Below are 21,110 nucleotides of genomic sequence, written 5' to 3'. Positions count from 1 at the left end.
GGAATGGGCCGGCGTTTCGCTGAAGACAGTTTCGCTCGCCCAGGCAGAGGCTGTGGACGGGGGGAGACCGAATGGGCCCTGGCACGGTGACCCCTAGATTTCGCCCATGCTCAAAGCCGGAATCGTCGGGCTGCCCAACGTGGGCAAGTCGACCCTCTTCAACGCCCTGGTGGCCAACGCCCAGGCCCAGGCGGCCAACTTCCCCTTCTGCACCATCGAGCCCAACGTGGGGGTGGTGGCGGTGCCCGATGAGCGCCTGCAGAAGCTCTCCGACCTCTCCAGTTCGAAGGAGATCGTGCCGACGCGCGTTGAATTCGTGGATATCGCCGGCCTGGTGCAGGGGGCGAGCCAGGGGGAGGGCCTGGGCAACAAGTTCCTGGCCAACATCCGCGAGGTGGATGCGATCGTCCACGTGGTGCGTTGCTTCGAGGACGACGACGTGATCCACGTCTCCGGCAGCGTGGATCCGGAGCGCGATGCCGAGGTGATCAACCTGGAACTGGGCCTGGCGGATCTGGCCCAGATCGAGAAGCGGCGCGAGCGGCTCAAGAAGCAGATGCGCACCAGCAAGGAGGCCGCCGCCGAAGATGGCGCCCTGGCCAGGCTGCAGGCGGAGCTGGAGCAGGGCGGCGCCGCCCGCCGCGTGACCCTGAGCGAAGAGGAGCAGGCCCTGGTGCGCAACCTCGGTCTGCTCACCGCCAAGCCGATCATCTACGCCACCAATGTGAGTGAGGACGACCTGGCCGGTGGCAACGCCTGGGTGAGCGCCGTGGAGGCGCTGGCCGCCCGGGAGGGAGCTGAGGCCGTGCGCATCTCCGCCCAGGTGGAGGCCGAACTGGTCGACCTGGCCGCCGAGGAGCGCGCCGACTACCTGGCCGGGCTGGGGGTGAGCGAAGGCGGTCTGCAGAGCCTGATCCGCGCCACCTACCGCCTGCTGGGTCTGCGCACGTACTTCACCACCGGTGAAAAGGAAACCCGGGCCTGGACGATCACCGCCGGCATGACCGCCCCCCAGGCCGCCGGTGTGATCCACACCGATTTCGAACGGGGCTTCATCCGGGCCCAGACCGTCGCCTACGGCCAGCTGCTGGAGGCCGGCACCCTCGCGGAGGCCCGGAACCGGGGCTGGTTGCGCAGCGAGGGCAAGGAGTACGTCGTGGCCGAGGGGGATGTGATGGAGTTCCTGTTCAACGTCTGAGCAGATCCGCCCGTGGCCCCATCCGTCGCTTTCATCGGCCTGGGGGCGCTGGGGGCTCCGATGGCGGCCAACCTGCTGGCGAAGAGCTTTCCACTGACGGTCCACAACCGCCACCGGGAACGGGAACGGCCCCTGGCCGCCGCCGGGGCCCGACGGGCCGCCACGCCGGCGGAGGCGGCCGGGGACGCCGCTGTGCTGGCGCTCTGCCTGAGCGACGATGCGGCCGTGGCCGAGGTGCTGCTGGGTCGGGACGACGACACCGCTGACGCCGCCCTGGCGGGCCTGGCGCCCGGCGCCCTGGTGGTCGATTTTTCCACCATCGCGCCGGCGTCCTCCCGGGCCATGGCCGCCGCCCTGGCCGCGCGCGGCGTGGCCTATCTGGATGCTCCCGTGACCGGTGGCACCGAGGGGGCCCGGGCGGGCACCCTCTCGGTGCTGGTGGGGGGCGGGGCCGACGACCTGGAGCGGGCCCGTCCCGTGCTGGAGGCGGTGGGCCGGAGGATCACCCACCTCGGCCCAGTGGGGGCCGGCCAGGAGGCCAAGGCCGTCAACCAGGTGCTGGTGGCAGGCAGCTATGCGGCGGTGGCGGAGGCCCTGGCCCTGGGGCAGCGGCTCGGGCTGCCGATGGAGGAGGTGCGGCAGGCGCTGCTCGGCGGGGCTGCCGGTTCCTGGGCCCTGGAGCACCGCGGCGGTTCGATGCTGCGGGGCGAGTTCCCGCTTGGCTTCCGGGTGCTTCTGCACCGTAAGGATCTGGCGATCGCCCTGGGGGCCGCCGCTGCCGGTGGCCTGGAGCTGCCGGTGGCGCGCCAGGTGGCGGCGATGGAGGACGACCTGATCGCGGCGGGTCATGGCGACGAGGATGTGTCGGCCCTGGCCCGCTGGTTCAGCGCCGACTCCCGCTGAGCGCGGCTCCCTCCTTACCTTGGATGCGCTCCTGAGCTGGTGGCCGCAAGGTCTTGGCGTGAATGGCTGAAGCTCCCCAGGCCGCCGCGATCCAACTGCGGGGACTCTGCAAACGCTTTCAGGAGGGCGACACGGAGCGGACGGTGCTGGAGGCCGTCGATCTGGCCATCGGCCCCGGACAGTTCGTCGTGCTGCTGGGCCAGAGCGGCAGCGGCAAGAGCACCCTGCTGCATCTGATCGGCGGCATCGACAGCCCCTCCTCCGGCAGCGTCTGCATCGGCGGTGTGGACCTCACGGCCCTCGACGAGCGTCGCCGCACGCTCTTCCGTCGAGATCGCATCGGCTTCATCTTCCAGTTCTTCAACCTCATCCCCACCCTGTCGGTGCTGGAGAACGTCACCCTGCCCAGCGAGCTGGCGGGGGTGCCCCGCCCGGCCCTGGAGACGGCGGCCCTCGATCTGCTCGGCCAGGTGGGGCTGGCGGAGCGGGCCTCGACGATGCCGGACCGGCTGTCCGGAGGCCAGCAGCAGCGCGTGGCCATCGCCCGCGCTCTGCTGCACCAGCCCCTTTTGATCCTGGCCGATGAACCCACCGGCAACCTGGATGAACATACCGGCGATCAGGTGCTGCGCCTGTTGATCGCCCTCACCCGCCAGCAGGGTCGCACCCTGATCATGGCCACCCACAACGCCGCCATCGCCGCGCAGGCCGACCGGGTGCTGCGGGTGCAGGAGGGCCATCTGCTGGAGGCCGGACCGACGCCTGCGCCGGTGACGGCGTGAGCGAAGCAAGTCGCCTGCCCGTGGTCCGCAACGGCCCCCTCTGGCGCCTGGCGGCCCGCCGTTGGCGTCGTCGTCCCCTGCAGTACCTGCTCTGCATCCTGGGCATCGCCCTCGGGGTGGCGATGCTGGTGTCGATCGATCTGGCCAGCGGCTCGGCCCAGCGGGCCTTCTCGCTCTCCACCGACGCCATCACCGGCCGCACCACTAATCGCCTGGTGGCGATCGGGCCCGGTGGCGTCCCGGACAGCTCCTTCGTTGCGCTGCGCCGCCGCTTCCCGGAGATTCCCGCCGCGCCGGTGATCGAGGCCTACGGCCGGGCCGAGGAACTGGACGGGGAGCTGCTGCGGGTCGTGGGGGTGGATCTGTTCAGCGAGGCACCCTTCCGCGGCCTGCTGGGTGGCGACGGCAATGGTCAGGGGGGCCGCGGCCAACAAGGCGGCAGGGGCTTCGTGCCCTTCCTCACCGAGCCCGGTACGGCCGTGATCGCCACCGAGACCGCCGAGCGCTTCGGCCTCCATCCCGGTGCCAGCGACGGCTCCGGCACCCTGCATCTCGATCTGGCCGGACGGACGACGGCCTTGCGGCTGGTGGGCAACGTCAGCAGTGATTCGGCCCTCGAGCGCAGGGGGCTGGAAACATTGCTGCTGGTTGACATCGCCACGGCCCAGGACCTGCTCAACCCCACCGGTGCCGCCCCGGTGCCGGCGCTTGGTCACATCGATCTGATCCTGGAGAGCCCCGCCCAGGAGGCGGCCCTCAGCGACTGGCTTCCCCGGGGGTTGAAGCTGGAGACGGCGGCGGCCCGCGGCAATGCCGTGCAGCAGATGACCGCCGCTTTTGAGCTCAACCTCACCGCCATGAGCCTGCTGGCCATGGTGGTGGGCATCTTTCTCATCTACAACACAGTCACCTTCAGCGTGGTGCAACGCCGCAGCCTCTTCGGTGTGCTGCGCTGCCTGGGGGTGACCCGGGGCCAGCTGTTCACCCTGATCCTGGGGGAGGCGGCCCTGTTCAGCCTGGTGGGGTCCCTGCTGGGCCTGGCCCTGGGGGTGGTGCTGGGGCGCACCGTCGTCGGCCTGATCACCCAGACGATCAACGACTTCTACTTCGTGGTCTCGGTGCGGCAGATCAGCCTGTCGGGGTTCACCCTGGCCAAGGGGATGCTGGTGGGGGTGGCCTCAGCGCTGCTGGCCTCAGCCCTGCCCGCCTGGGAGGCGATGGCCACACCGCCCCAGATGACCCTGCAGCGCTCCAGCCTGGAGGCCAGCTGGCAGCGGCTGCTGCCCTGGTTCCTGCTGGCGGCCCTCTTCAGCGGCAGCCTCGGGGTGCTGTTGCTCCGCTGGGACAGCAGCGGCTTGGTGCCCGCCTTCGCAGGAGTGTTTGCCCTGCTGATGGGCGCTGCCCTGCTGATGCCGCCGGTGCTGGTCGCCGCGATGCAGGGCCTGGGCTGGGCCAGCCGGGGCCTGCCGGTGGTGGCGCGCCTGGCCCCCCGCGACATCCTGCGCTCCCTCAGCCGCACCGCGGTGGCCGTGGCGGCTCTGATGGTGGCGGTGTCCGTGATTGTGGGCCTCTCGATCATGATCGGCTCCTTCCGGGGCACGGTGGTCACTTGGCTCGACCAGACCCTCCAGGCCGATCTGTTCGTCTCTCCCCCCAGTACCACGGCCAACCGGGTGCTGGGCAAGGTGGATCCCGCCATTGTCTCGGCCATCGCCGAGCGCCCCGACCTGCGGGCCATGGTCACTTACAACAACTTCGATGTGCACCTGGTCGACCAGGACCGGGACATCACCCTGATCGCCGCCGGGGGTGATGTGTCCGCCGGCCGCCGCCCCTACGCCTGGATCCGCCCAGGCCTCGACGACCCCTTCGCCGCCCTGGAGGCCAGAGCGGGGGTGATCCTCTCCGAAGCCGTCTACCTGCGCGATGGCCAGGGCGCCATCCCCGAGCAGGTCAGGCTCGAAAGCCCCGACGGTGAGAGGAGCTTCCCGGTGATCGCCGTTTTTTACGACTATTCCTCCGACCGCGGCAGCGTGCTGATGGACCGTTCCCAGGTGGCGGAGATCTGGCACGACGACAGCGTCGCCTCCCTCGGCCTGTTCCTGGCCCCCGGCGCCGATGCCGATGCGGTGGCCGCCCAGCTGCGGCAGGGCTTCGGCTCCCGCCAGAGACTGCTGGTTCAGACCAACGGCTCCCTGCGCCAGGGATCGCTGGAGATCTTCGATCGCACCTTCGCCATCACCGGTGCGCTGCAGTTGCTCACGGTGCTGGTGGCCTTCATCGGCATCTTCAGCACCCTGATGAGTCTGCAGCTGGAACGGGGCCGGGAGTTCGCCGTGCTGCGGGCCACCGGCATGACACCCCGGCAGCTGGGGCGCCTCACCCTGCTGGAGACCGGCCTGATGGGCCTGCTGGCTGGGGCCTGTTCGATGCCCCTGGGCTATGTGCTGGCCTGGGTGCTGGTGCATGTGATCAACGTGCGCTCCTTCGGCTGGACCCTGCAGATCGCCCTGGAGCCGCGCTTCTTCATCCAGTCGCTGCTGATCGCGGTTGGGGCCGCCGTGCTGGCGGGCCTCTATCCCGCCCAGCGACTCGCTCGGATGAACATCAGTGAGGCGTTGCGGCAGGAATGAAACACCGCCATCCCCTGCCCGTCCTGCTGGCCCTGGTGGCCGCGCTGCTGATCAGCCTGGCTGGCCCCACCCCTGCCAGCGCCAGCAGCAGCATCCAATGGGGGGAGGTGCCGGCGGTCCAGGGTTTCGCCCGTGCCTTCACCCCCCGCCAGTGGCGCTTCCCCGCCGATTTCGGCGCCCACCCTGACCACCAGACCGAGTGGTGGTACTACACGGGCAACCTGGAAACCGAGGCAGGACGGGCCTTCGGCTATCAGTTCACGGTCTTCCGCCAGGCCCTGGTGCCAGAGGATCCCCCGGCGCTGACTTCCGGGGACGGTGGCTCCCACTGGCGCACCCCCCAGGTGTATTCGGCCCATTTCACGGTCAGCGACATCGCCACCGACACCTTCCTGCAGGAGGAGCGCTTCGCCCGCGGCGCTTTGGGCCTGGCCGGGGCCGAGGCCGATCCCTACGCGGTCTGGCTCAACGACTGGCGCATCAGCACCGAGGGTCCCGATCGGGTGCGGCTGCGGGCCGCCACCGACGCCATGGCCATCGACCTGACCCTCCGCCAGAGCCGGCCCCCCGTCCTCCAGGGCCAGGACGGCCTCAGCCGCAAGGGGCCCGAACCAGGCAACGCCTCGCATTACTACTCCCTGGTGCAGCAGCCCACCGAAGGCACGATCACGGTGGCGGGCCGCGACCATGCCGTCCACGGGGTCAGCTGGAAGGACCATGAGTTCTCCACCAGCGTCCTCAGCCCAGGTACCGTCGGCTGGGACTGGTTCTCCGCCCAGTTCGAGAACGGCTCCGCCCTGATGCTCTATGGCCTGCGCCGGGAGGATGGCCGTAAGGAACCCTTCAGCGGTGGCCGCTGGATCGATGCTGATGGGGAGGTGGAGCTCGGCGCCGACGACTACACGCTCACGGTGAAGCGCACCTGGCGGAGCCCCCACAGCGGCGCCCGCTACCCCGCCGCCTGGACGCTCACCATTCCACGGCTGGACCTGGAACTGGTGATCACCCCCCAGATGGCCGACCAGGAGCTGAGCACCGCCTCGGCCACCTACTGGGAAGGGGCCCTGGGCTATCGGGGCCATCGCGGCGAGCAATCGCTGCTGGGCCGGGGCTACGGGGAACTCACCGGTTACGCCGACCGTCTCGACAGCCTGCGGGGTGGGTGATCGGCGAGGATGGCTCCACCAGGAGCGCAGGGCCATGGCAGCAACGGACCACCCCGAGATCCCGTCTCCCCTGCCCGCCGACCCCGGCGGGACCCCGGAGCATCCCCACAACTTCGAGGCCCAGAAGGAGATCCACCGCCGCATCCGCAACGATCCGGATTACGACGACTGGGAATACGGCACCGAGCCCCTGCCCCACGAGGCCTGGATCGAGAAGCAGGCGGCCGCTTCAGCCGAACGTCCTGCGGGGAGCTAGGCCGCGCACCAGCGGCAGACCCCCCAGGCAGGCCAGGGCCATCAGCAGCCACAGGCCGGTGCCATGGCCCTGGCCGTCGAGCAGCCGCCCGGCGATCAGCGGTGCCCCGAAGCCGCTGATGGCGAAACACTGGGACAGCAGCGCCATGGCCAGCCCCTGGTGCTCGAGTGGGCAGCGCTCCACCACGGCCTCGGTGGCGGTGGGCAGGAAGGCGGTCACCCCGAGGGCCAGCGGCAGCTGGGCCAGCAGCAGCAGCCCCAGGCCCCGCTCGCTGAAGGCCGAGGCCGCCAGCAGCAGGTTGCCGGCGGCGAAGCTGAGCAGGCTGACATTCAGACCCGTCGTCACCGGCCGCCGGGCCAGGGCCTGACCCACCGGCCACTGGAGCAGCAGCACCAGGCCCAGCTGCAGGCCGATGGTGAGGGCACCGAGGCTCACCGGCAGGGCACGCCGGTGCAGGCTGCCCCGCACCAGTTCCAGCGGCAGGGCGCTCTGCATGAGGGCCGGCATCGCTGTGGCCAGCACGGCGATGGCCAGCAGCGGCACCAGGTCGAGGATCCACTGGCCCCAGGGGTTGGGGTGGGCCAGGGCCTCCCTGGGCCTGGGATCCGGCAGGCCCTGGCGCAACAGCACCAGCAGCAACAGGAGCATGCAGCCGATGTCCACGGCATAGATGCCCCGCAGCCATCCCCGACCGGCGAGCAGGGCCCCCGCCAGGGCCCCGGTGGCGATGCCGAGGGCATCGGCGCTGCGGGCCAGGGCGAAGGCCCGCCCCGAGCGCATCGGCGCGCAGCTCAGGGGCACCGCCAGCTCCACCGCGGGCCAGTAGACCCCCATGGCCATGCCGAGCAGCACCTGTCCCTGCAGGTAGCCGCCGAAGGAGCCGGTGCCCATCAGCCGGGCATCGCCGGCGATGGCCATCAGGGCCGCCAGCAGCACCGGCACGGAACAGTTCAGGCCCCGATCCAGCAGCAGCCCACTCAGGATCCGGCCCAGGGTGCCCGCCACGGCCGCCAGGGCCAGTCCTTCGGTGACCCTGCCGGCACTGAAGTGCGCCTGGTGGAACACCATCGGCGTCAGATAGAGCACGCCACCGGCCCCGAGCATGGCGATCGTGCGGATCAGGGCCAGTTCGCGCAGGGCTGCTGGAAACTGGGTGAACCAGGACCGTACCCTGGCCCATCCCTGTGCCTGTCTCACGCCGCCTTCGCCAACTCAAGGGCCTGCTGGCCAGTCTGCTGATCGCGGTGCCGGGCCTGGCAACGGCGGCCGGTGCTGCCGAGGTGCTGGAGCTCCGCTTTGACGGCCTGGAGCTGCCCCTGAACCTGGAGCAGCTCGATGGCTGGTCCAGGAGTCCGAGCGGGCGCCCCGGCGCCGGCGGCGACCTGGCGGTCTGGCTGGATCTGCTCGATCCCCGCAGTCGTCAGGACCTGAAGATCCTGTTGCGTGCCCCCCTGCTGCGAGACACCAGCTTCGGTCAGCAGCTTCTCGACAGCTGGGCGGGCAGCCAGATGCTGGCCCGCCTGGGCGACCTGCTCACCACTTCCGACGGCCACAGCTCCACGGGGGTGCTGCAGACCACCCTGCGGCGTCTGCTGGAGACCCGTCAGGACGTCTCCACCATCGGCCTGCTGCGGGCCCTGCCGGTGCAGCGGCTCAGCCTCCAGCTCGATGGCCTCTATGACCTGGCCCTGCAGTGGCGCCAGCAGATCGAGCTGCAACGCCAGGCCCTGCGGCGCCTCAAGGCCCTGGCGCTGCCGGAGCGCCGCACCGTCCCCTTCGCCTTCGGCGAACGCACCTCCCTGAGGGCCCGCCGGCAGGGATTGGTGGTGGCGCACCGCCCTCTGCCCCTGCCCCTGGAGATCTGGTCGGCGCCGGCGGGGGTTCGGGGGGCTGTGGCGGACCGGCCCTGGCTGCTGCTGATGCCCGGGCTGGGGGGCAACGCCGACCAGTTCGGCTGGCTGGCCGGTGAGCTGGCCGAACGGGGCTGGCCGGTGGTGGTGGTGCAGCATCCCGGCAGCGATGGCCCCGCGCTCAAGGCCGCCCTCGACGGCCAGCAGCCCCCACCGGGAGCCGAGACCCTGGCCATCCGGCTGGCCGACATCAACGCGGTGCTGGCGGCCCAGCGCCGGGGTGAGCTGCCGGTGCAGGGCAAGGGTGTGGTGCTGCTCGGCCATTCGATGGGGGGCCTCTCCGCCCTGCTGGCGGCCGGGGTGGTGCCGGAACCCGGCCTCGGGGAGCGCTGCCGCAAGGCCCTCGATCGGCTGCCGATCGCCAACCCCTCCCGGCTGCTCCAGTGCCAGCTTCCCAGCACCCAGCTGCCGGAGCGCTCCGCCCCCCCCGCCGACTTGCGGGGGCTGGTGCTGCTCAACGGCTTCGGCAGCCTGCTCTGGCCCCGTCGGGGTCTGGCCTCGCTCGGGGTGCCGGTGCTGATGGTGGGGGGCAGCCTCGATCTGGTCACGCCCCCCCTGGAGGAGCAGCTGCGCCTGTTTCTCCAGGGGCGGGATCCCCGCAGTCGCCTGGTGATGGTGGAAGGCGGCAGCCACTTCTCCCCCGTGCGGCTGATGCCCACCGATGAGGTGCTCTTCCAGCTCGATGCGGAGCTGGTGGGGGTGGACCCGGCCAGGGTGCAATCGGCGCTGCTGCGCCTCACCACCGAGTACCTCCACACCCTGGAGCAGCCCCTGCTGCTGCCCGCCCAGCGGCGGGTGCATCAGGGGGTCACCCTCGAGGTGCTCGATGCCGCCGCCGCCCGACGCTGGAAGGCCGGTCTGAAGCCATGAACTCAGAAGCGGATGCGTGGATCCAGCAGGGCCACCACCAGGTCGACAAGCACCGACACCAGCACCACCAGGGCCGCCACCACCACCACGATGCCCTGCACCAGGGGGTAATCGCGTTGGGCGATCGCTTCCTGCAGGCGGAAGGCGATGCCGGGCCAGGAGAAGGTGACCTCGATCAGCAGGGCGCCGCCGATCAGGGAGGCCACCGTGATGCCGGTGATCGTGAGCACGGGCAGCAGGGCGTTGGGCAGGGCATGGTGCAGCACCACGCGCCGTTCGCTCAGGCCGCGGCTGCGGGCGGCCTCCACGTAGTCGGAGCCGAGGGCGCGGCGCAGGTTGAGCCGCAGGGCATTGGTGAAGATGCCGCTCAGCAACAGGCCCAGGGTGGAGGCGGGCAGCACCAGGTGGCGCAGGCTGCCGCCCAGCTGCTGCCAGTCGCCGGCCCTAAGGCTGTCGAGCAGGTAGAAGCCCGTGCCTTGCGGGGGCATCAGGGTGGCGGGGAAGCGCCCGCCCACCGGCAGCCAGCCCAGCCAGACGGCGAACACCAACTGCACCACCATGGCGGCCCAGAAGGGGGGCAGGGCGTAGGTGCCGATGCCATAGAGCCGGCCGGCCAGATCGAGGCGCCCCTCGGGGCGGGCGATGCCGCTGAAGCCCACCGCCAGGCCGACGATGGCGGCCAGCAGCAGTGCCACCACCCCCAGCTCCAGGCTGGCCGGCAGGCTGTCCTGGATCAGGCGGGTCACCGGTTCGCCGTTGGTGAGGGACTGGCCCAGGTCGCCCCGTAGCAGGTGGCCCAGGAAGCGGCCGTACTGCTCGGCTAGGGGGCGATCCAGGCCGAGCTGGGCCCGCAGGGCGGCGCGGGCCGCCTCCGGGGCGCGGGTGCCCAGCAGGGCATCGATCGGATCGCCGGGGGCCACCCGCAGCAGGAGGAACACCAGCGAAGCGATCAGCCAAAGCATCAACGGTGCCAGGGCCAGCCGGGAGGCCAGGTAGCGCGCCAGGTCGGAACGGCGGCTCATGGCACCCGGGCTCCGTCGGCGGCGCTCAGACGGCGCAGTTCGCCCAGCCGCACCCGGCCGGATCCGTCGAAGCGGGGCTGGCTGACACCCAGACCGCCCCAGGCCGCCGGGGCGCTGAGCCATACCGGCAGATAGGGGTTGGCCGCGGCGACGCGGCGCTGGATGGCCACCAGCAGGGAGACCCGCTCGGGGCCGTCCAGCTGGCTGCTGCGCTGCAGCTCCGCCTCCAGACCCGGCGCCGTCCAGAAGCTGCCGCCCAGGACGCTGTTGCCCTTGAGACAACGGTCCCCCTCGGCCTTGCTGCAGGACAGCAGCGGCATCAGGAAGTTCTCCGCATCGGGATAGTCACCGATCCAGTCGTAGAAGAGCATGGTCAGGGCGCCCTTGTCGAGCTGGGAGTAGGCCGTGGTGGCCTCCATGCCGGTCACCTCCAGGGTCACGCAATCGGCCAGGTCGCGGCGCAGCTGGGCCTGCCAGGTGAGGGCAAACAGACGGTCGGTGGGGATGTCGGAGCGGTAGGTGAGCGGCAGGGTGAGCACCTTCCCCTGGCAATAGCCCGCCTGGCGGTAGAGGATGCGGGCTTTGGCGGGGTCGTAGGCCGGCCAGGCGCTGGGATCGGAGCCCGGCAGGTCCGGGGGGATCAGCTGCCGCTGGGGGGAGCGCAGCCCCAGGGTCACCCGCCGGACGATGGTGGCCCGATCCAGGCTGCGGGCCACGGCCTGACGCAGGACAGGGCGGTTCAGCGGCGGCTGGTCGCTCAGCAGCGACACCAGGGCGATCTCCTGGGACGGACCGATGGCCTCCCGCAGGCGACCGGCGGCGGCGTCCCGGTGCAGGGCCTGCTGATGGTCGATCTCCAGACCGCTGTTGAGCAGCAGGTCGACCTCGCCGCTGCGCAGGGCCCCGAACAGGGCCGTGGAGTTGCTCAGGGTCACCAGGTCGATGCCCGCGTTGAGCGGCCGCTTGCCCCAGTAGCGGGGCCAGGGGGTAAGCCGCTGCTGCTGGCCGCCGAAGAAGGCCAGGGCGTAGGGGCCGGTACCCACGAAGCGGTCATTGAGGGGCTTGTCGCGATGCCGCCGATAGGCGGTGGGGGACACCGGGGTCAGGAAGATGGCGCTGAGCAACCGTGGCAGCGGGCTGAAGGGGCGCTTCAGCGCCAGCTCGATCTCGTAGGGAGCGGTGACCCGCACGCTTTCAACCCGTTCGCCCAGCTGGTAGCCCAGGGTGCCGATCGCCATGAAGCGGCGCAGGGAGAACGCCATGGCGTCGGCATTGAAGGGGGTGCCGTCGTGGAAGAGCACCCCCTGGCGCAGGGGGATCCGGGCCCGCAGTCCGTCGTCGCTCAGCACCGGAAGGGCGGTGGCCAGCCGCGTCTCAAGCCGGCCGTTGCTGTCGATCGCATAGAGGGGGTCGCCGAGGCCGCTCAGCACCTGCATCACGCCGATGCGGGAGGCCTGCACCGGATCGAGGGAGTCGATGCGACTCTTGGTGGCCACGATCAGCGACGGGCTAGACCGCCTCGGCTGACAGGCCGCGAGCAGCGGCAGAGCCAGCAGGGTGGCGAGGCAGGCCGCCATCGCGGCTGGTCCGCGTCCTGTTCTCCCCCTGGCCGTCGGCAAGACCCTGCGATCCGGTGGGACCCATTCAAGCGGCCAGCCCGCGGGAGGCTCGCTGCGGGTGGTCAGGGGGCGCGTCGGTTCGGCTCCGGCTCAGAGGGTCCGCAGGCAGGCGGCCACCCGCTCCACCCCCTCCAGCGCCTCGATCGCGGCCAGGGCTTCGCGGAACCGGTCTTCGCGCACCTCGTGGGTGATGACGACGATCTCCGCCTCCCCTTCCCTGGCGTCGAGCTGCACGATCGACTGGATCGACACCTCCGCCGCTCCGAAGCAGGTGCCGATGCGGCCGATCACACCGGCCTCGTCGCGGGTGCTGAGCCGCACGTAGTTGCGGTGCCGGCTCAGGGAGCCGTCGACCAGGGTGCAATGGCGCCAGCTGCTGGCGGCCAGCAGGGGATCGAGGCCGGCCTGGGGGCCGCCCACCTGGCGGATGCCGGCGATGTTGAGGATGTCGGCCACCACCGCTGAGGCGGTGGGTCCCGCCCCGGCGCCGGGCCCGAAGAACATCACCTGTCCCACCGGATCCCCTTCCACCAGGATCGCGTTGTTGACGCCATGGACCCCCGCCAGGGGGTGGTGCTTCGGCAGCAGGGTGGGATGCACGCGCACGTCCAGGGACACCCCATCCGGCGGCCCGGCCGGGGCGTCGTCCTGCACCCGTTCGGCCACCGCCAGCAGCTTCACCACAAAACCGAGCTGGGCGGCATAGGCCACGTCACGGGCATCGAGCCGATCAATGCCCTCGGTGGCGATGCCGCCGCGCTCCACCGGCCCGCCGTAGGCCAGCCCGGCCAGGATGGCGATCTTGTCGGCCGCATCTCCTCCCTGCACATCGGCGGCGGGATCGGCCTCGGCATAGCCGAGGCGCTGGGCGTCGGCCAGCACCTCGGCGTAGGCCGCCCCCTCATCGGCCATGCGGCTGAGGATGTAGTTGGTGGTGCCGTTGATGATGCCGCTGACCCGTTGGATGCGGTTGCCGCCCAGGGACTGCTTGATCGGCTCGATGATCGGGATGCCGCCGCCCACGGCGGCTTCGATCAGCACGTAGACGCCCTGCCTGGCGGCGGCGGCGGCGATCTCCTGGCCATAGCGGGCGATCACCGCCTTGTTGGCCGTGACCACGGGCTTGCCGGCGGCGATGGCGCGCAGGATCAGGCTGCGGGCCGGCTCCAGGCCCCCCATCACCTCCACGACGATGTCCACCTTCGGATCGTCGATGACCGCCTCAGGGTCGGTGGTGAGGCGCTCCGGGGGCAGGGTGAGCGGGCGGGGGCGCCTGAGGTCGCGCACCGCCACCCTTTCGAGCACCAGGTCGCCGACCAGCGGATGCCGGCCCTGGGGACTGGCCAGGATCGCCGCCACGCCGCTCCCCACCGTGCCCAGCCCGAGCAAGCCGATGCCGATGGTCATGGGCTGCAACCCCACAAACCACCATCCTAGAAATCAATCGGCCTGCAGCTGCCTGGCCTGGGCCTGCATGGTGCGCAGGATGTTGAGAAAACCGTTGGCCCGTGAGGGCGTCAGGCTCGCCTGCAGGCCCGTCGCGGCGATGAAGGAGGGATCCAGCGCGGTGGCCTGCTCCGGGGTCAGGCCCTCCAGCCCCTCGATCAGCAGGGCCAGCAACCCCTTGGTGATCTGGGCATCGGAATCACCGCGCCAGTGGAGCTTTCCCTCCTCCAGGTGCCCCACCACGTACACCTGGGAGACGCACCCTTTCACCTTGAAGGCGTCCAGGCGCAGGTCGTCGGGGAAGGGCTCGAGTTTCTTGGCCAGCCAGAGCACGTATTCATACCGGCGGCGCGGGTCGCTGGTACTGCCGAGGCGTTCCACGATCCGATCGAGAGCGGCGCTGCCGGTGGCCATGGACGACAAGGAAGGGACTCAGGACGGACGGCGCGGTCGCAGCATCCCGGCCAGTCCGGCCACGGCGAGCACGCCGAGGGGGGGCAGATAGGCCCATCCCTCGGTCCGAGGGTAGGGATGGGAGCGGCTCACCCGTGCGGGCGCCGAGGGGGTGGCCTCCGGTTCCGGCAATTCGAGGTAATCGCGATGGCCCGGTCCCCCATCCACCTGCACCTCCCACTGGCGGCTGGCCTGGGGCGGCAGGGTGAAGACGATGCTGCCGGCGGCGTCGGTGCGCCCCAGTTCGATCGGCGTGCCACCGTCCGGGGGCACGAGGCGCACGACGGCATCGCTGGCCGGCTGTCCGCTGGAGAACTGACTCTCCAGGCGCAGGGAGTTGCTCAGGCTGGTGAGCCGCTCCAGGCTGCTCTCGATGGCGTGGGCTCGCACCTGGGAGGGGGCCAGCACCAGAGAGGCCAAGCCGATCAGCCCAGAAACGAGGAGGGGTTTCATCCGCGAATCAGTTGGATTTCCACCGACTATCGCTGCTTTTGCCCGCCTGGACCATCCTGGCGACCGAGCTGACCATCATCGAGAGGGCGTCGCTGGAGGCGCCACGGGTCTGAAATTCGGAGGTCATCACCCGCTCGGCGGCCGTCAGGGGACGGTTCTGGAGCGACGAGAGGATCGAATCCAAGGACAGCACGAATGCACTGCGCCGATCCTGGCAAACGAACGGGGGATTGGCCCGATGGCGGCGCCATCGTTACGAGCTTGCAATCTTCCGGTGCCCCGCTTCGGTGAGGTGACAGTCCCGTTCATCGATCCAGCCGTCGAAGGGGATGTCCCAGGGATCACGGGGCAGACTTGCCTCCGTGCAGGCGGCGGGGAGCACCGCCAGGGCCGGCACCGCGGCCCAGAGCGGGTCGGCCCGCAGCCGGTCGTACCAACCACCGCCCGAGCCCAGCCTCAGGCCGCAGGGGGTCACCGCCAGGGCGGGCACCAGCAGCAGGGCCATGGCCTCAGGCGTCCGGTGCGGCCCGAGCGGTGCGGGAATGCCGCAGGCGTCGTCGGCGAGGGGATCGCCCGGTACCCAGGCCCGGTACACAAGCGCACCGCCCGCCACCGACGGCAGCGCCAGCTGGCCGCCCCAGACCTGCGCCAGGGGGCGCAGGTCGGGCTCGCTGCCCTGGGGCCAGTAGAGCCCGAGATCGCCGCCACGCCCAGCCACCAGGTCGCCCAGGTGTCGTTGCGCCGTCGCCAGGATTCCGGCGGCGGCCAAGGGCAGGCTCAGCTGCCGCCGCCGGCGAAACAGGCGCCGCAGCTCCTCCTTGGAGCTGTCTTCGCCGGCGGGCGTGCTCACCGCTGAAACCAGCCGGTCAGCGCCACCGCCAGGGCGTCGGCGGCGTCGTCGGGGCGGGGGGGGTGCTCCAGATCCAGCTCCCGCATCACCGCCGCCAGCACCTCGTCCTTCTCGGCGTGGCCCGAACCCGCCAGGGCCAGCTTGATCTGCATCGGCGGGAACTCCACCACCGGAATGGCGAAGCGGGCCAGGGTCATCATCACCACCCCCCGGGCCTGCACCACCGCGATCGTGGTGCTGGAGCGGTAGAAGAAAAACTTCTCCACCGCCGCCAGCTGGGGCCGCCAGCGGCGCACGATCACCCGCAGATCGTGGGCGATCTCCACCATCCGATCCCCGTCGCTGCGGCCCGGTTCGGTGCGGATCATGCCGCAATCGAGCAGGCGCTGGTGGCCGGCGCCGGCGGCGGAGCGGCCTTCCACATCGATCACCCCGTAGCCGACGCGCGCCAGCCCGGGATCGATGCCCAGAATCCTCACCCCGCCAGGGCCAGCTGGAAGGCGGCGGGGTCGCCTCCGGAGTGGTCGAACACCTTGCAGAACATCTTCACCACCCGATCGCCGGAGTCGATCTGCTCGAGGGGGTCCTTGCGCAGCCGGTGGCGCAGGCAGCAGGCCACGACGCGGGCCACGTCGTCGTCGCTCACCTCCAGGTGGCCCTCGAAGGCCGCCAGGGCCCGGGCGGCCCGGTTGGTGACGATGTCACCCCGCAGGCCGTCCACATCCAGTTCGCCGCAGACCGCCGAGATGCGGATGCGCAGCTCGTCGTCGATGGCCACCTGGGGCAGCCGCTCCTGGGCCTCCACCACGCGGGCCTGCAGGGCCTCCTGGGTGCTCTGCAGCCGGTCGCTGAAGCTGTCGGGGTCGGCATCGAAGCTGGTGCGCTGATCCACCACCTGCACCCGCAGCTCGGGATCGCGCACGGTGCGCACCTCCACGCTCATGCCGAAGCGATCCAGCAGCTGGGGCCGCAGCTCGCCCTCCTCCGGGTTGCCGGAGCCGATCAGCACGAAGCGGGCCGGGTGCCGCACCGACACGCCCTCCCGCTCCACCGTGTTCCATCCCGAGGCTGCCGAATCCAGCAGCACGTCCACCAGGTGGTCGTCGAGCAGGTTCACCTCATCCACGTACAGCAGGCCGCGGTTGGCCTTGGCCAGCAGCCCCGGCTCGAAGGCGCGCACGCCCTCGCTGAGGGCCTTCTCGATGTCGATCGTGCCGCAGAGACGGTCCTCGGTGGCCCCCAGCGGCAGGTCGACCATCGGCACCTGGCGGGCCTCCACGGGCAGCGACTCGCCCCGTTCGGCCCGCTGGCGCACCTCGCTGCTCTGCAGGTCGGGGTCGCTCGGGGAACTGTTGTAGGGATCCCCGGCCACCACGTCGATCGCCGGCAGCAGGTCGGCCAGCGCCCGGATGGTGGTGGATTTGCCCGTGCCCCGGTCGCCCATGATCATCACCCCGCCGATGCGGGGATCGATCACGTTGAGCAGCAGCGCCAGCTTCATCTCCTCCTGCCCCACGATGGCGGTGAAGGGGAAGACCCTGCGCTTCCTGGTTGGCGTCACGGGCTGGTTGCGGTCGGAGCCACGGATTGTTTCACAGCCGCCCCTGGCGTCACCGCCAAGGGCACGGGGATCAGGGACAGCACCTGGGGCGGGGTGGCGTCGGCCGGGTAGATCAGCCGCACCCGCAGCTGCCGTTCCTGCCCGGGACGCAGGCTGACCGTGCCCAGGGTGGGTCCCTCCTGGCCGGCCCGCAACACCAGGTGGAAGCGGCGCCGTCCGCCGGGACCTCCCGCTTCGTTGTCGAGGCCGCTGACCTCCACGGTGCCCCGGAACATCACCGCCCGCGCCGGCGTGGTGTTGAAGCGCAGGCCGCCCAGGGGCTGGTCGGTCTTGATCGGCGATTCCAGGGCCAGGGCGAGCCGCTTCGGTGTGCTCGTGTCGTTGCGCAGCGGCAGGCTGAGGTCGTAGGTGACGCCATAGTTGCCGTGGGCGGCCCAGGCAGTGCCGGGATAGAAGGCGCGCAGGGGGGCCGTCTGCACCTGGCCCGTGCCGAGGGTGCCCCTCTCCAGGGAGCTGATCGGCCAGGAGATCGGCGCCCGGCTCACCGAGAGGGTCGGGCGGCCCGGATCGGTGATCCGCCCCTGCCAGGCACTGCCCACCTGAACCCCGCTGACCCGGGAATAGACCATCGGGCCACTGGCCCCCCGGGGGCTGGGGCTGTGCTCCTTCGGGCTGAGTCCGCCCTGCAGCAGGCGCTGCCAGACGGCCGGATCCGGGGGCCGGTCGACCGGACCGAAGGCCGCCAGGGTGGCCACGTCCACCGGCCCGTCGCTGTTGAGTCGCAGCTGCAGGTTGAGGCCGTTCAGCAGCGGATCGAGGCCCCGCACCGGCAGCGGCAACACCATCAGGGTGCTCAGCTGCCTAGGCGGCAGGGTCCAGCCTTCCGGCACCAGGGGGCTGCGCTGCCGTGCCAGCAGCTCGGTGGCCACCCGGCTGCCGGGGCCGGCCCAGATCGGTGTGCTGCCTTGCTCCATCAGGGCCGGCAGGGGCAGGAAGGGGGCCGAGGGCTGGTCGGGGTTCACCGACTGGGACAGGGCGGTGGAGCCCGCCACGGTCCGCAGCTTCACCGGGCCATTGCCCCGCGGGGCCGCCACCACCGCCAGCCACAGGGTGGAGTCGAGGCTTTCGGGAGTGCCGGCGTAGATGTGGTGGCTGAACAGCTCGAAGGGGCCGCTGACGGCCGCATTGAGGTGCGCCGAGGGCTCACCCAGGGGCCGGCCGGCGTAGCCCCGCTGGCCATCGAAGGTGGAGAGCAGGATGCCGGGCCCCTTGATCACCTCGGGGTTGTTGTCGTTCAGCATCGGCACCGCATCGAGCCGGCCGGGAAGGGGCGCCACCGTGCCTGGGCGCAGCACCGGTGGCGTCGGGGCTGCCTGCGGCGCTGGGGCGGGCTTCGGGGCTGGGGACGGCTGCGGCTGGGCCAGCAGGGGGCTGGCCAGGGCGGTCAGCCACGGCAATAGCAGGGCGGGGATGGCGGCTCTCACTGGCTCTTGACGAGGGTTTTGGCGACGGCGCCGGCCATCGCCCGGATCAGCTCGGCCGAGCGGGGATCGTTGAACGGACCCTTCACCATGAAGGCCGCCACGGCACGCTGGCCATCCGGCAGCTGGATCAGGGCGGCATCGGCGTAGGCGATGCCGATGTCGCCGGTTTTGTTGTAGACGGTGATGCCCCTGGGCAGCAGCTCGCTGTCGGGATCGGGGGCGTCCTTGCCCATCCCCATCAGCAGGCCGAGGGGGATCAGGGTGTTGGTGCGGGACGTGGCCATGATTTCCCGGAACAGATCCCGGGCCCGGGGGGTGAGTTTGTCGCCGGTGTCCACCAGGGCGATGGAGCGGGCCAGGTCGCGGGAGCTGGTGGTGTTGGTGCCGTCCAGGTCCGGCAACCAGTTGTTCACCTCCGTGGCGGGCAGGCCGAGGCTGCGGAAGCGGCTGTTGAGGGTGGTCTTGCCGCCCAGCTGGCGGATCAGCAGGTTGGTGGCGGTGTTGTCGCTCACCCGGATCATCTCCGTGGCCGCCTCGAAGAAGGGGAAGCGGGTGCCGAGCGGCTTGTTGGCCATCCAACCGGCCCCACCCCCCACCACCTCCTTGGTGAGGGGCATGGGCTCGTTCCAGCGCAGCTTGCCGCCATCCAGGTCCTCCAGGCTGGCCAGCAGGATCGGCACCTTGATGGCACTGGCTGCCGGCAGGGCCAGATCCGGCTGCAGCTGGGCAAAGCGACCGTCATCGAGCACCAGCAGGAAGCCGCTGGCGGTCAGATCCTTCTGGGCGGCGGCCAGCCGCGTCCACTGCTGGCTGAGGCCGACGAGCTCCTGGCGCGGCTCGAACCGTCCTAGGGCCATGGCCCCGCTGCCTGGCTTCTTCAGCGCCGGCGCAGGGCCCGGTGCGGGCGTACCGATCGCCCCCTGGACGAGGCGTGGCTCCAGCAGCTTGAGGGCGGTGCCCACAATCACACCCAGACCTACCCCCAGCACGATCAGCCGCAGCACCAGACCCACTGGGCGAAGCCAGGGGTTGCCGGGGGGACGGGATGGACGGCCAGCACTCACGGACAAGGGGCTCTAGGGCGATGTGTCGACGCTAGTGGTCCTGGGAAGAAGGGAAAGGGCGACGGCTCGCCCAGCGCAACTGGCACACCAGGCCCCGCAGCAGGGCCACCTCCGGGGCACTGACCTGGCCGCGCTGCAGCAGGGCCCGCAACTTGGCCATCCGGGCATGGGCGGTGTGGGGCAACAGAAACCCGACCTCCAGCAGCAGCTCCTCGGCGTCGCTGAGCATGGCTTCGAGCACCCCCCGGGGGCAGGGGGGCTGGGCAACGGTGACCACGGACGGTGCCGGTGCTTGCCGGACGGGGGTGCCGCGGCGGGCTGGCCGGTACAGGTCGTGCAGCACCACGGCCACCGCATGGGAGAGGTTGAGGGAGCCGTGGGGGGTGGGGGTGGGGATCTGCAGCAGCCGGCCGGCCTGCAGCAGCTCGTCGTTGCTCAGGCCCCGGTCCTCCCGGCCGAACACCAGGGCCGACGGCAGCTCCGGATCGCCCGCCAGCAGCCAGGCCAGGGGGTCATCAGGGTCCTCCAGGGGCAGGGGCTCTCCCTCCGGACGGCCACTGGTGGCCACCACCCGACCGCAGTCGGCCAGGGCGGCGGCCAGGGTGGGGAACAGGCGCGCCTGCTGCAGCAGGGGCAAGCCCTTCACGGCCATCAGCCGGGCCTCGTCGCCCAGGGGGTCACAACGGGGGGCGACCAGCCGCAGCTCCTCGATGCCATAGGTGCGGCAGAGCCGGGCGACGCTGCCCACGTTGAAGGGGCCGGCCGGTTCGACCAGGACCAGCTTGGGGCTCAAGGCAGCGCGTGCAGAAACGCCAGCAGATCAGCCATGGCCTGGGGCTCCGGCTGGAAGCTCGGCATCGGCGGGGTGCGGCCACTCACCACCTGCTGGATCAGCTGGCGATCGTTCTTGCGTCGATCGACGCCGTGCAGGTTGGGGCCCACCAGCCCCTGGGCCGCCAGGCCGTGGCAGCCGGCACAGTTGAGCCGGAACAGGCTGCCGCCGTCCGTGGCCGAACCGGTGAGATCGAGGGTCTGGCGGGTGTAGGGATCGCTGCGCGCTGCCGGCAACACCACCAGCACCAGGAGGATGCAGGCCACCGCCGCCAGCGTCGCCAGGGCCGCCACGAGGCTGCGGCGCTGGGCGGGGGGCTGGTTGGCCTCGCTAAGGGGGGCGGACGCCACGGCGGAGGGGGGTGTGGGGGACGGGCTGATCACAGTGCTGCGGTGGGTCTCGCGTTGCCGGCGGGAGTCGTGGAAGAATTGTGCATCGCCTGAAGCTTCCGCCTCTCCATGATCGAACCCCTCCTCTGCGGCATCGTGCTTGGCCTGATTCCCGTCACCCTGCTGGGGCTGTTCGTGGCGGCCTGGAATCAGTACCGCCGGGGCAGTGCCCTCGGGGGCTGATCCGGGGCCTGGATCCCTGGCAGTGCAAGGGAAGGG

22 protein-coding genes are annotated in these 21,110 nt (G+C 71.1%); 8 read left to right on the top strand and 14 right to left on the bottom strand.

Annotated elements, in window-relative coordinates:
- Positions 1-106: 106 nt before the first annotated feature.
- The 6 genes from ychF to KBZ12_RS07170 all read left to right on the top strand — a co-directional run bounded on the left by ychF (position 107) and on the right by KBZ12_RS07170 (position 6,938).
- Positions 107-1,198: a redox-regulated ATPase YchF gene (gene ychF / locus KBZ12_RS07195; protein WP_254957238.1), complete on the top strand. Its 1,092-nt coding sequence runs from the start codon at positions 107-109 to the stop codon at positions 1,196-1,198.
- A 12-nt stretch (positions 1,199-1,210) separates the two neighbouring features.
- On the top strand, positions 1,211-2,101 hold the full coding sequence (locus tag KBZ12_RS07190; RefSeq protein WP_254957236.1) for an NAD(P)-dependent oxidoreductase: 891 nt from the start codon (positions 1,211-1,213) through the stop codon (positions 2,099-2,101).
- Positions 2,102-2,163: 62 nt separating this feature from the next.
- Positions 2,164-2,883, top strand: coding sequence for an ABC transporter ATP-binding protein (locus KBZ12_RS07185; RefSeq protein ID WP_254957235.1), 720 nt, complete (start codon positions 2,164-2,166; stop codon positions 2,881-2,883).
- Complete coding sequence (locus KBZ12_RS07180; RefSeq protein WP_254957234.1) at positions 2,880-5,516, top strand: FtsX-like permease family protein; 2,637 nt, start codon at positions 2,880-2,882, stop codon at positions 5,514-5,516. Before KBZ12_RS07185 ends, KBZ12_RS07180 begins: the two co-directional genes overlap by 4 nt.
- Positions 5,513-6,682, top strand: a complete 1,170-nt coding sequence (locus tag KBZ12_RS07175; protein ID WP_254957233.1) for a lipocalin-like domain-containing protein — start codon at positions 5,513-5,515, stop codon at positions 6,680-6,682. Before KBZ12_RS07180 ends, KBZ12_RS07175 begins: the two co-directional genes overlap by 4 nt.
- Before the next feature lie 34 nt (positions 6,683-6,716).
- The gene (locus KBZ12_RS07170) at positions 6,717-6,938 is read left to right on the top strand and encodes a hypothetical protein (protein WP_254957232.1); all 222 of its coding nucleotides are present in this window, start codon (positions 6,717-6,719) and stop codon (positions 6,936-6,938) included.
- Here KBZ12_RS07170 and KBZ12_RS07165 read toward each other — a convergent pair.
- Entirely contained in the window at positions 6,912-8,135 is a 1,224-nt protein-coding gene (locus tag KBZ12_RS07165; RefSeq protein WP_254957231.1) for an MFS transporter, read from the bottom strand. The genes KBZ12_RS07170 and KBZ12_RS07165 overlap by 27 nt on opposite strands.
- Here KBZ12_RS07165 and KBZ12_RS07160 point away from each other — a divergent pair.
- Positions 8,123-9,718, top strand: coding sequence for an alpha/beta hydrolase (locus KBZ12_RS07160; RefSeq protein WP_254957230.1), 1,596 nt, complete (start codon positions 8,123-8,125; stop codon positions 9,716-9,718). The two genes, KBZ12_RS07165 and KBZ12_RS07160, sit on opposite strands and share 13 nt — an antisense overlap.
- A gap of 2 nt (positions 9,719-9,720) precedes the next feature.
- On the opposite strand, the gene KBZ12_RS07155 is transcribed toward KBZ12_RS07160, so the two are convergent.
- The 13 genes from KBZ12_RS07155 to KBZ12_RS07095 form a co-directional block, all read right to left on the bottom strand.
- Positions 9,721-10,740, bottom strand: coding sequence for an ABC transporter permease (locus KBZ12_RS07155; RefSeq protein WP_254957229.1), 1,020 nt, complete (start codon positions 10,738-10,740; stop codon positions 9,721-9,723).
- Positions 10,737-12,317, bottom strand: coding sequence for an ABC transporter substrate-binding protein (locus KBZ12_RS07150; RefSeq protein ID WP_254957228.1), 1,581 nt, complete (start codon positions 12,315-12,317; stop codon positions 10,737-10,739). The genes KBZ12_RS07155 and KBZ12_RS07150 overlap by 4 nt, the downstream gene beginning before the upstream one ends.
- 132 nt (positions 12,318-12,449) lie before the next feature.
- Complete coding sequence (locus KBZ12_RS07145; protein WP_254957227.1) at positions 12,450-13,766, bottom strand: homoserine dehydrogenase; 1,317 nt, start codon at positions 13,764-13,766, stop codon at positions 12,450-12,452.
- Positions 13,767-13,799: 33 nt separating this feature from the next.
- Entirely contained in the window at positions 13,800-14,219 is a 420-nt protein-coding gene (locus KBZ12_RS07140) for a SufE family protein (RefSeq protein WP_254957341.1), read from the bottom strand.
- A gap of 18 nt (positions 14,220-14,237) precedes the next feature.
- Positions 14,238-14,711 (bottom strand): hypothetical protein, encoded by a 474-nt coding sequence (locus KBZ12_RS07135; RefSeq protein WP_254957226.1) that lies wholly within the window; start codon positions 14,709-14,711, stop codon positions 14,238-14,240.
- 7 nt (positions 14,712-14,718) lie between these two features.
- Complete coding sequence (locus KBZ12_RS07130; protein WP_254957224.1) at positions 14,719-14,904, bottom strand: hypothetical protein; 186 nt, start codon at positions 14,902-14,904, stop codon at positions 14,719-14,721.
- A gap of 60 nt (positions 14,905-14,964) precedes the next feature.
- Positions 14,965-15,561, bottom strand: coding sequence for a 5-formyltetrahydrofolate cyclo-ligase (locus KBZ12_RS07125; RefSeq protein ID WP_254957223.1), 597 nt, complete (start codon positions 15,559-15,561; stop codon positions 14,965-14,967).
- Positions 15,558-16,040 carry a crossover junction endodeoxyribonuclease RuvC gene (gene ruvC, locus KBZ12_RS07120; RefSeq protein WP_254957222.1) on the bottom strand — a complete coding sequence of 161 codons (483 nt, stop codon included), beginning with the start codon at positions 16,038-16,040 and terminating at the stop codon, positions 15,558-15,560. Before ruvC ends, KBZ12_RS07125 begins: the two co-directional genes overlap by 4 nt.
- Complete coding sequence (gene bchI / locus KBZ12_RS07115; RefSeq protein ID WP_254957221.1) at positions 16,037-17,122, bottom strand: magnesium chelatase ATPase subunit I; 1,086 nt, start codon at positions 17,120-17,122, stop codon at positions 16,037-16,039. The genes ruvC and bchI overlap by 4 nt, the downstream gene beginning before the upstream one ends.
- On the bottom strand, positions 17,119-18,606 hold the full coding sequence (locus tag KBZ12_RS07110) for a DUF3370 domain-containing protein (RefSeq protein ID WP_254957220.1): 1,488 nt from the start codon (positions 18,604-18,606) through the stop codon (positions 17,119-17,121). The genes bchI and KBZ12_RS07110 overlap by 4 nt, the downstream gene beginning before the upstream one ends.
- The gene (locus tag KBZ12_RS07105; protein WP_254957219.1) at positions 18,603-19,670 is read right to left on the bottom strand and encodes a serine hydrolase; all 1,068 of its coding nucleotides are present in this window, start codon (positions 19,668-19,670) and stop codon (positions 18,603-18,605) included. The genes KBZ12_RS07110 and KBZ12_RS07105 overlap by 4 nt, the downstream gene beginning before the upstream one ends.
- 31 nt (positions 19,671-19,701) lie before the next feature.
- The gene (locus KBZ12_RS07100) at positions 19,702-20,463 is read right to left on the bottom strand and encodes an RNA methyltransferase (RefSeq protein ID WP_254957218.1); all 762 of its coding nucleotides are present in this window, start codon (positions 20,461-20,463) and stop codon (positions 19,702-19,704) included.
- Positions 20,460-20,852, bottom strand: coding sequence for a cytochrome c (locus tag KBZ12_RS07095; protein WP_254957217.1), 393 nt, complete (start codon positions 20,850-20,852; stop codon positions 20,460-20,462). The genes KBZ12_RS07100 and KBZ12_RS07095 overlap by 4 nt, the downstream gene beginning before the upstream one ends.
- A 108-nt stretch (positions 20,853-20,960) precedes the next feature.
- Between KBZ12_RS07095 and petG the strand changes: the two genes are divergently transcribed.
- Positions 20,961-21,074 (top strand): cytochrome b6-f complex subunit V, encoded by a 114-nt coding sequence (gene petG / locus KBZ12_RS07090; RefSeq protein WP_006041770.1) that lies wholly within the window; start codon positions 20,961-20,963, stop codon positions 21,072-21,074.
- Positions 21,075-21,110 lie beyond the last annotated feature (36 nt).

Origin of the sequence: Cyanobium sp. Cruz CV13-4-11 (genome assembly GCF_024346055.1) — a bacterium.
Classification (GTDB): Bacteria; Cyanobacteriota; Cyanobacteriia; order PCC-6307; family Cyanobiaceae; genus Cyanobium.
Note: the sequence above shows the minus strand (reverse complement) of the source record. Positions and strands in the feature narration are given on the sequence as shown.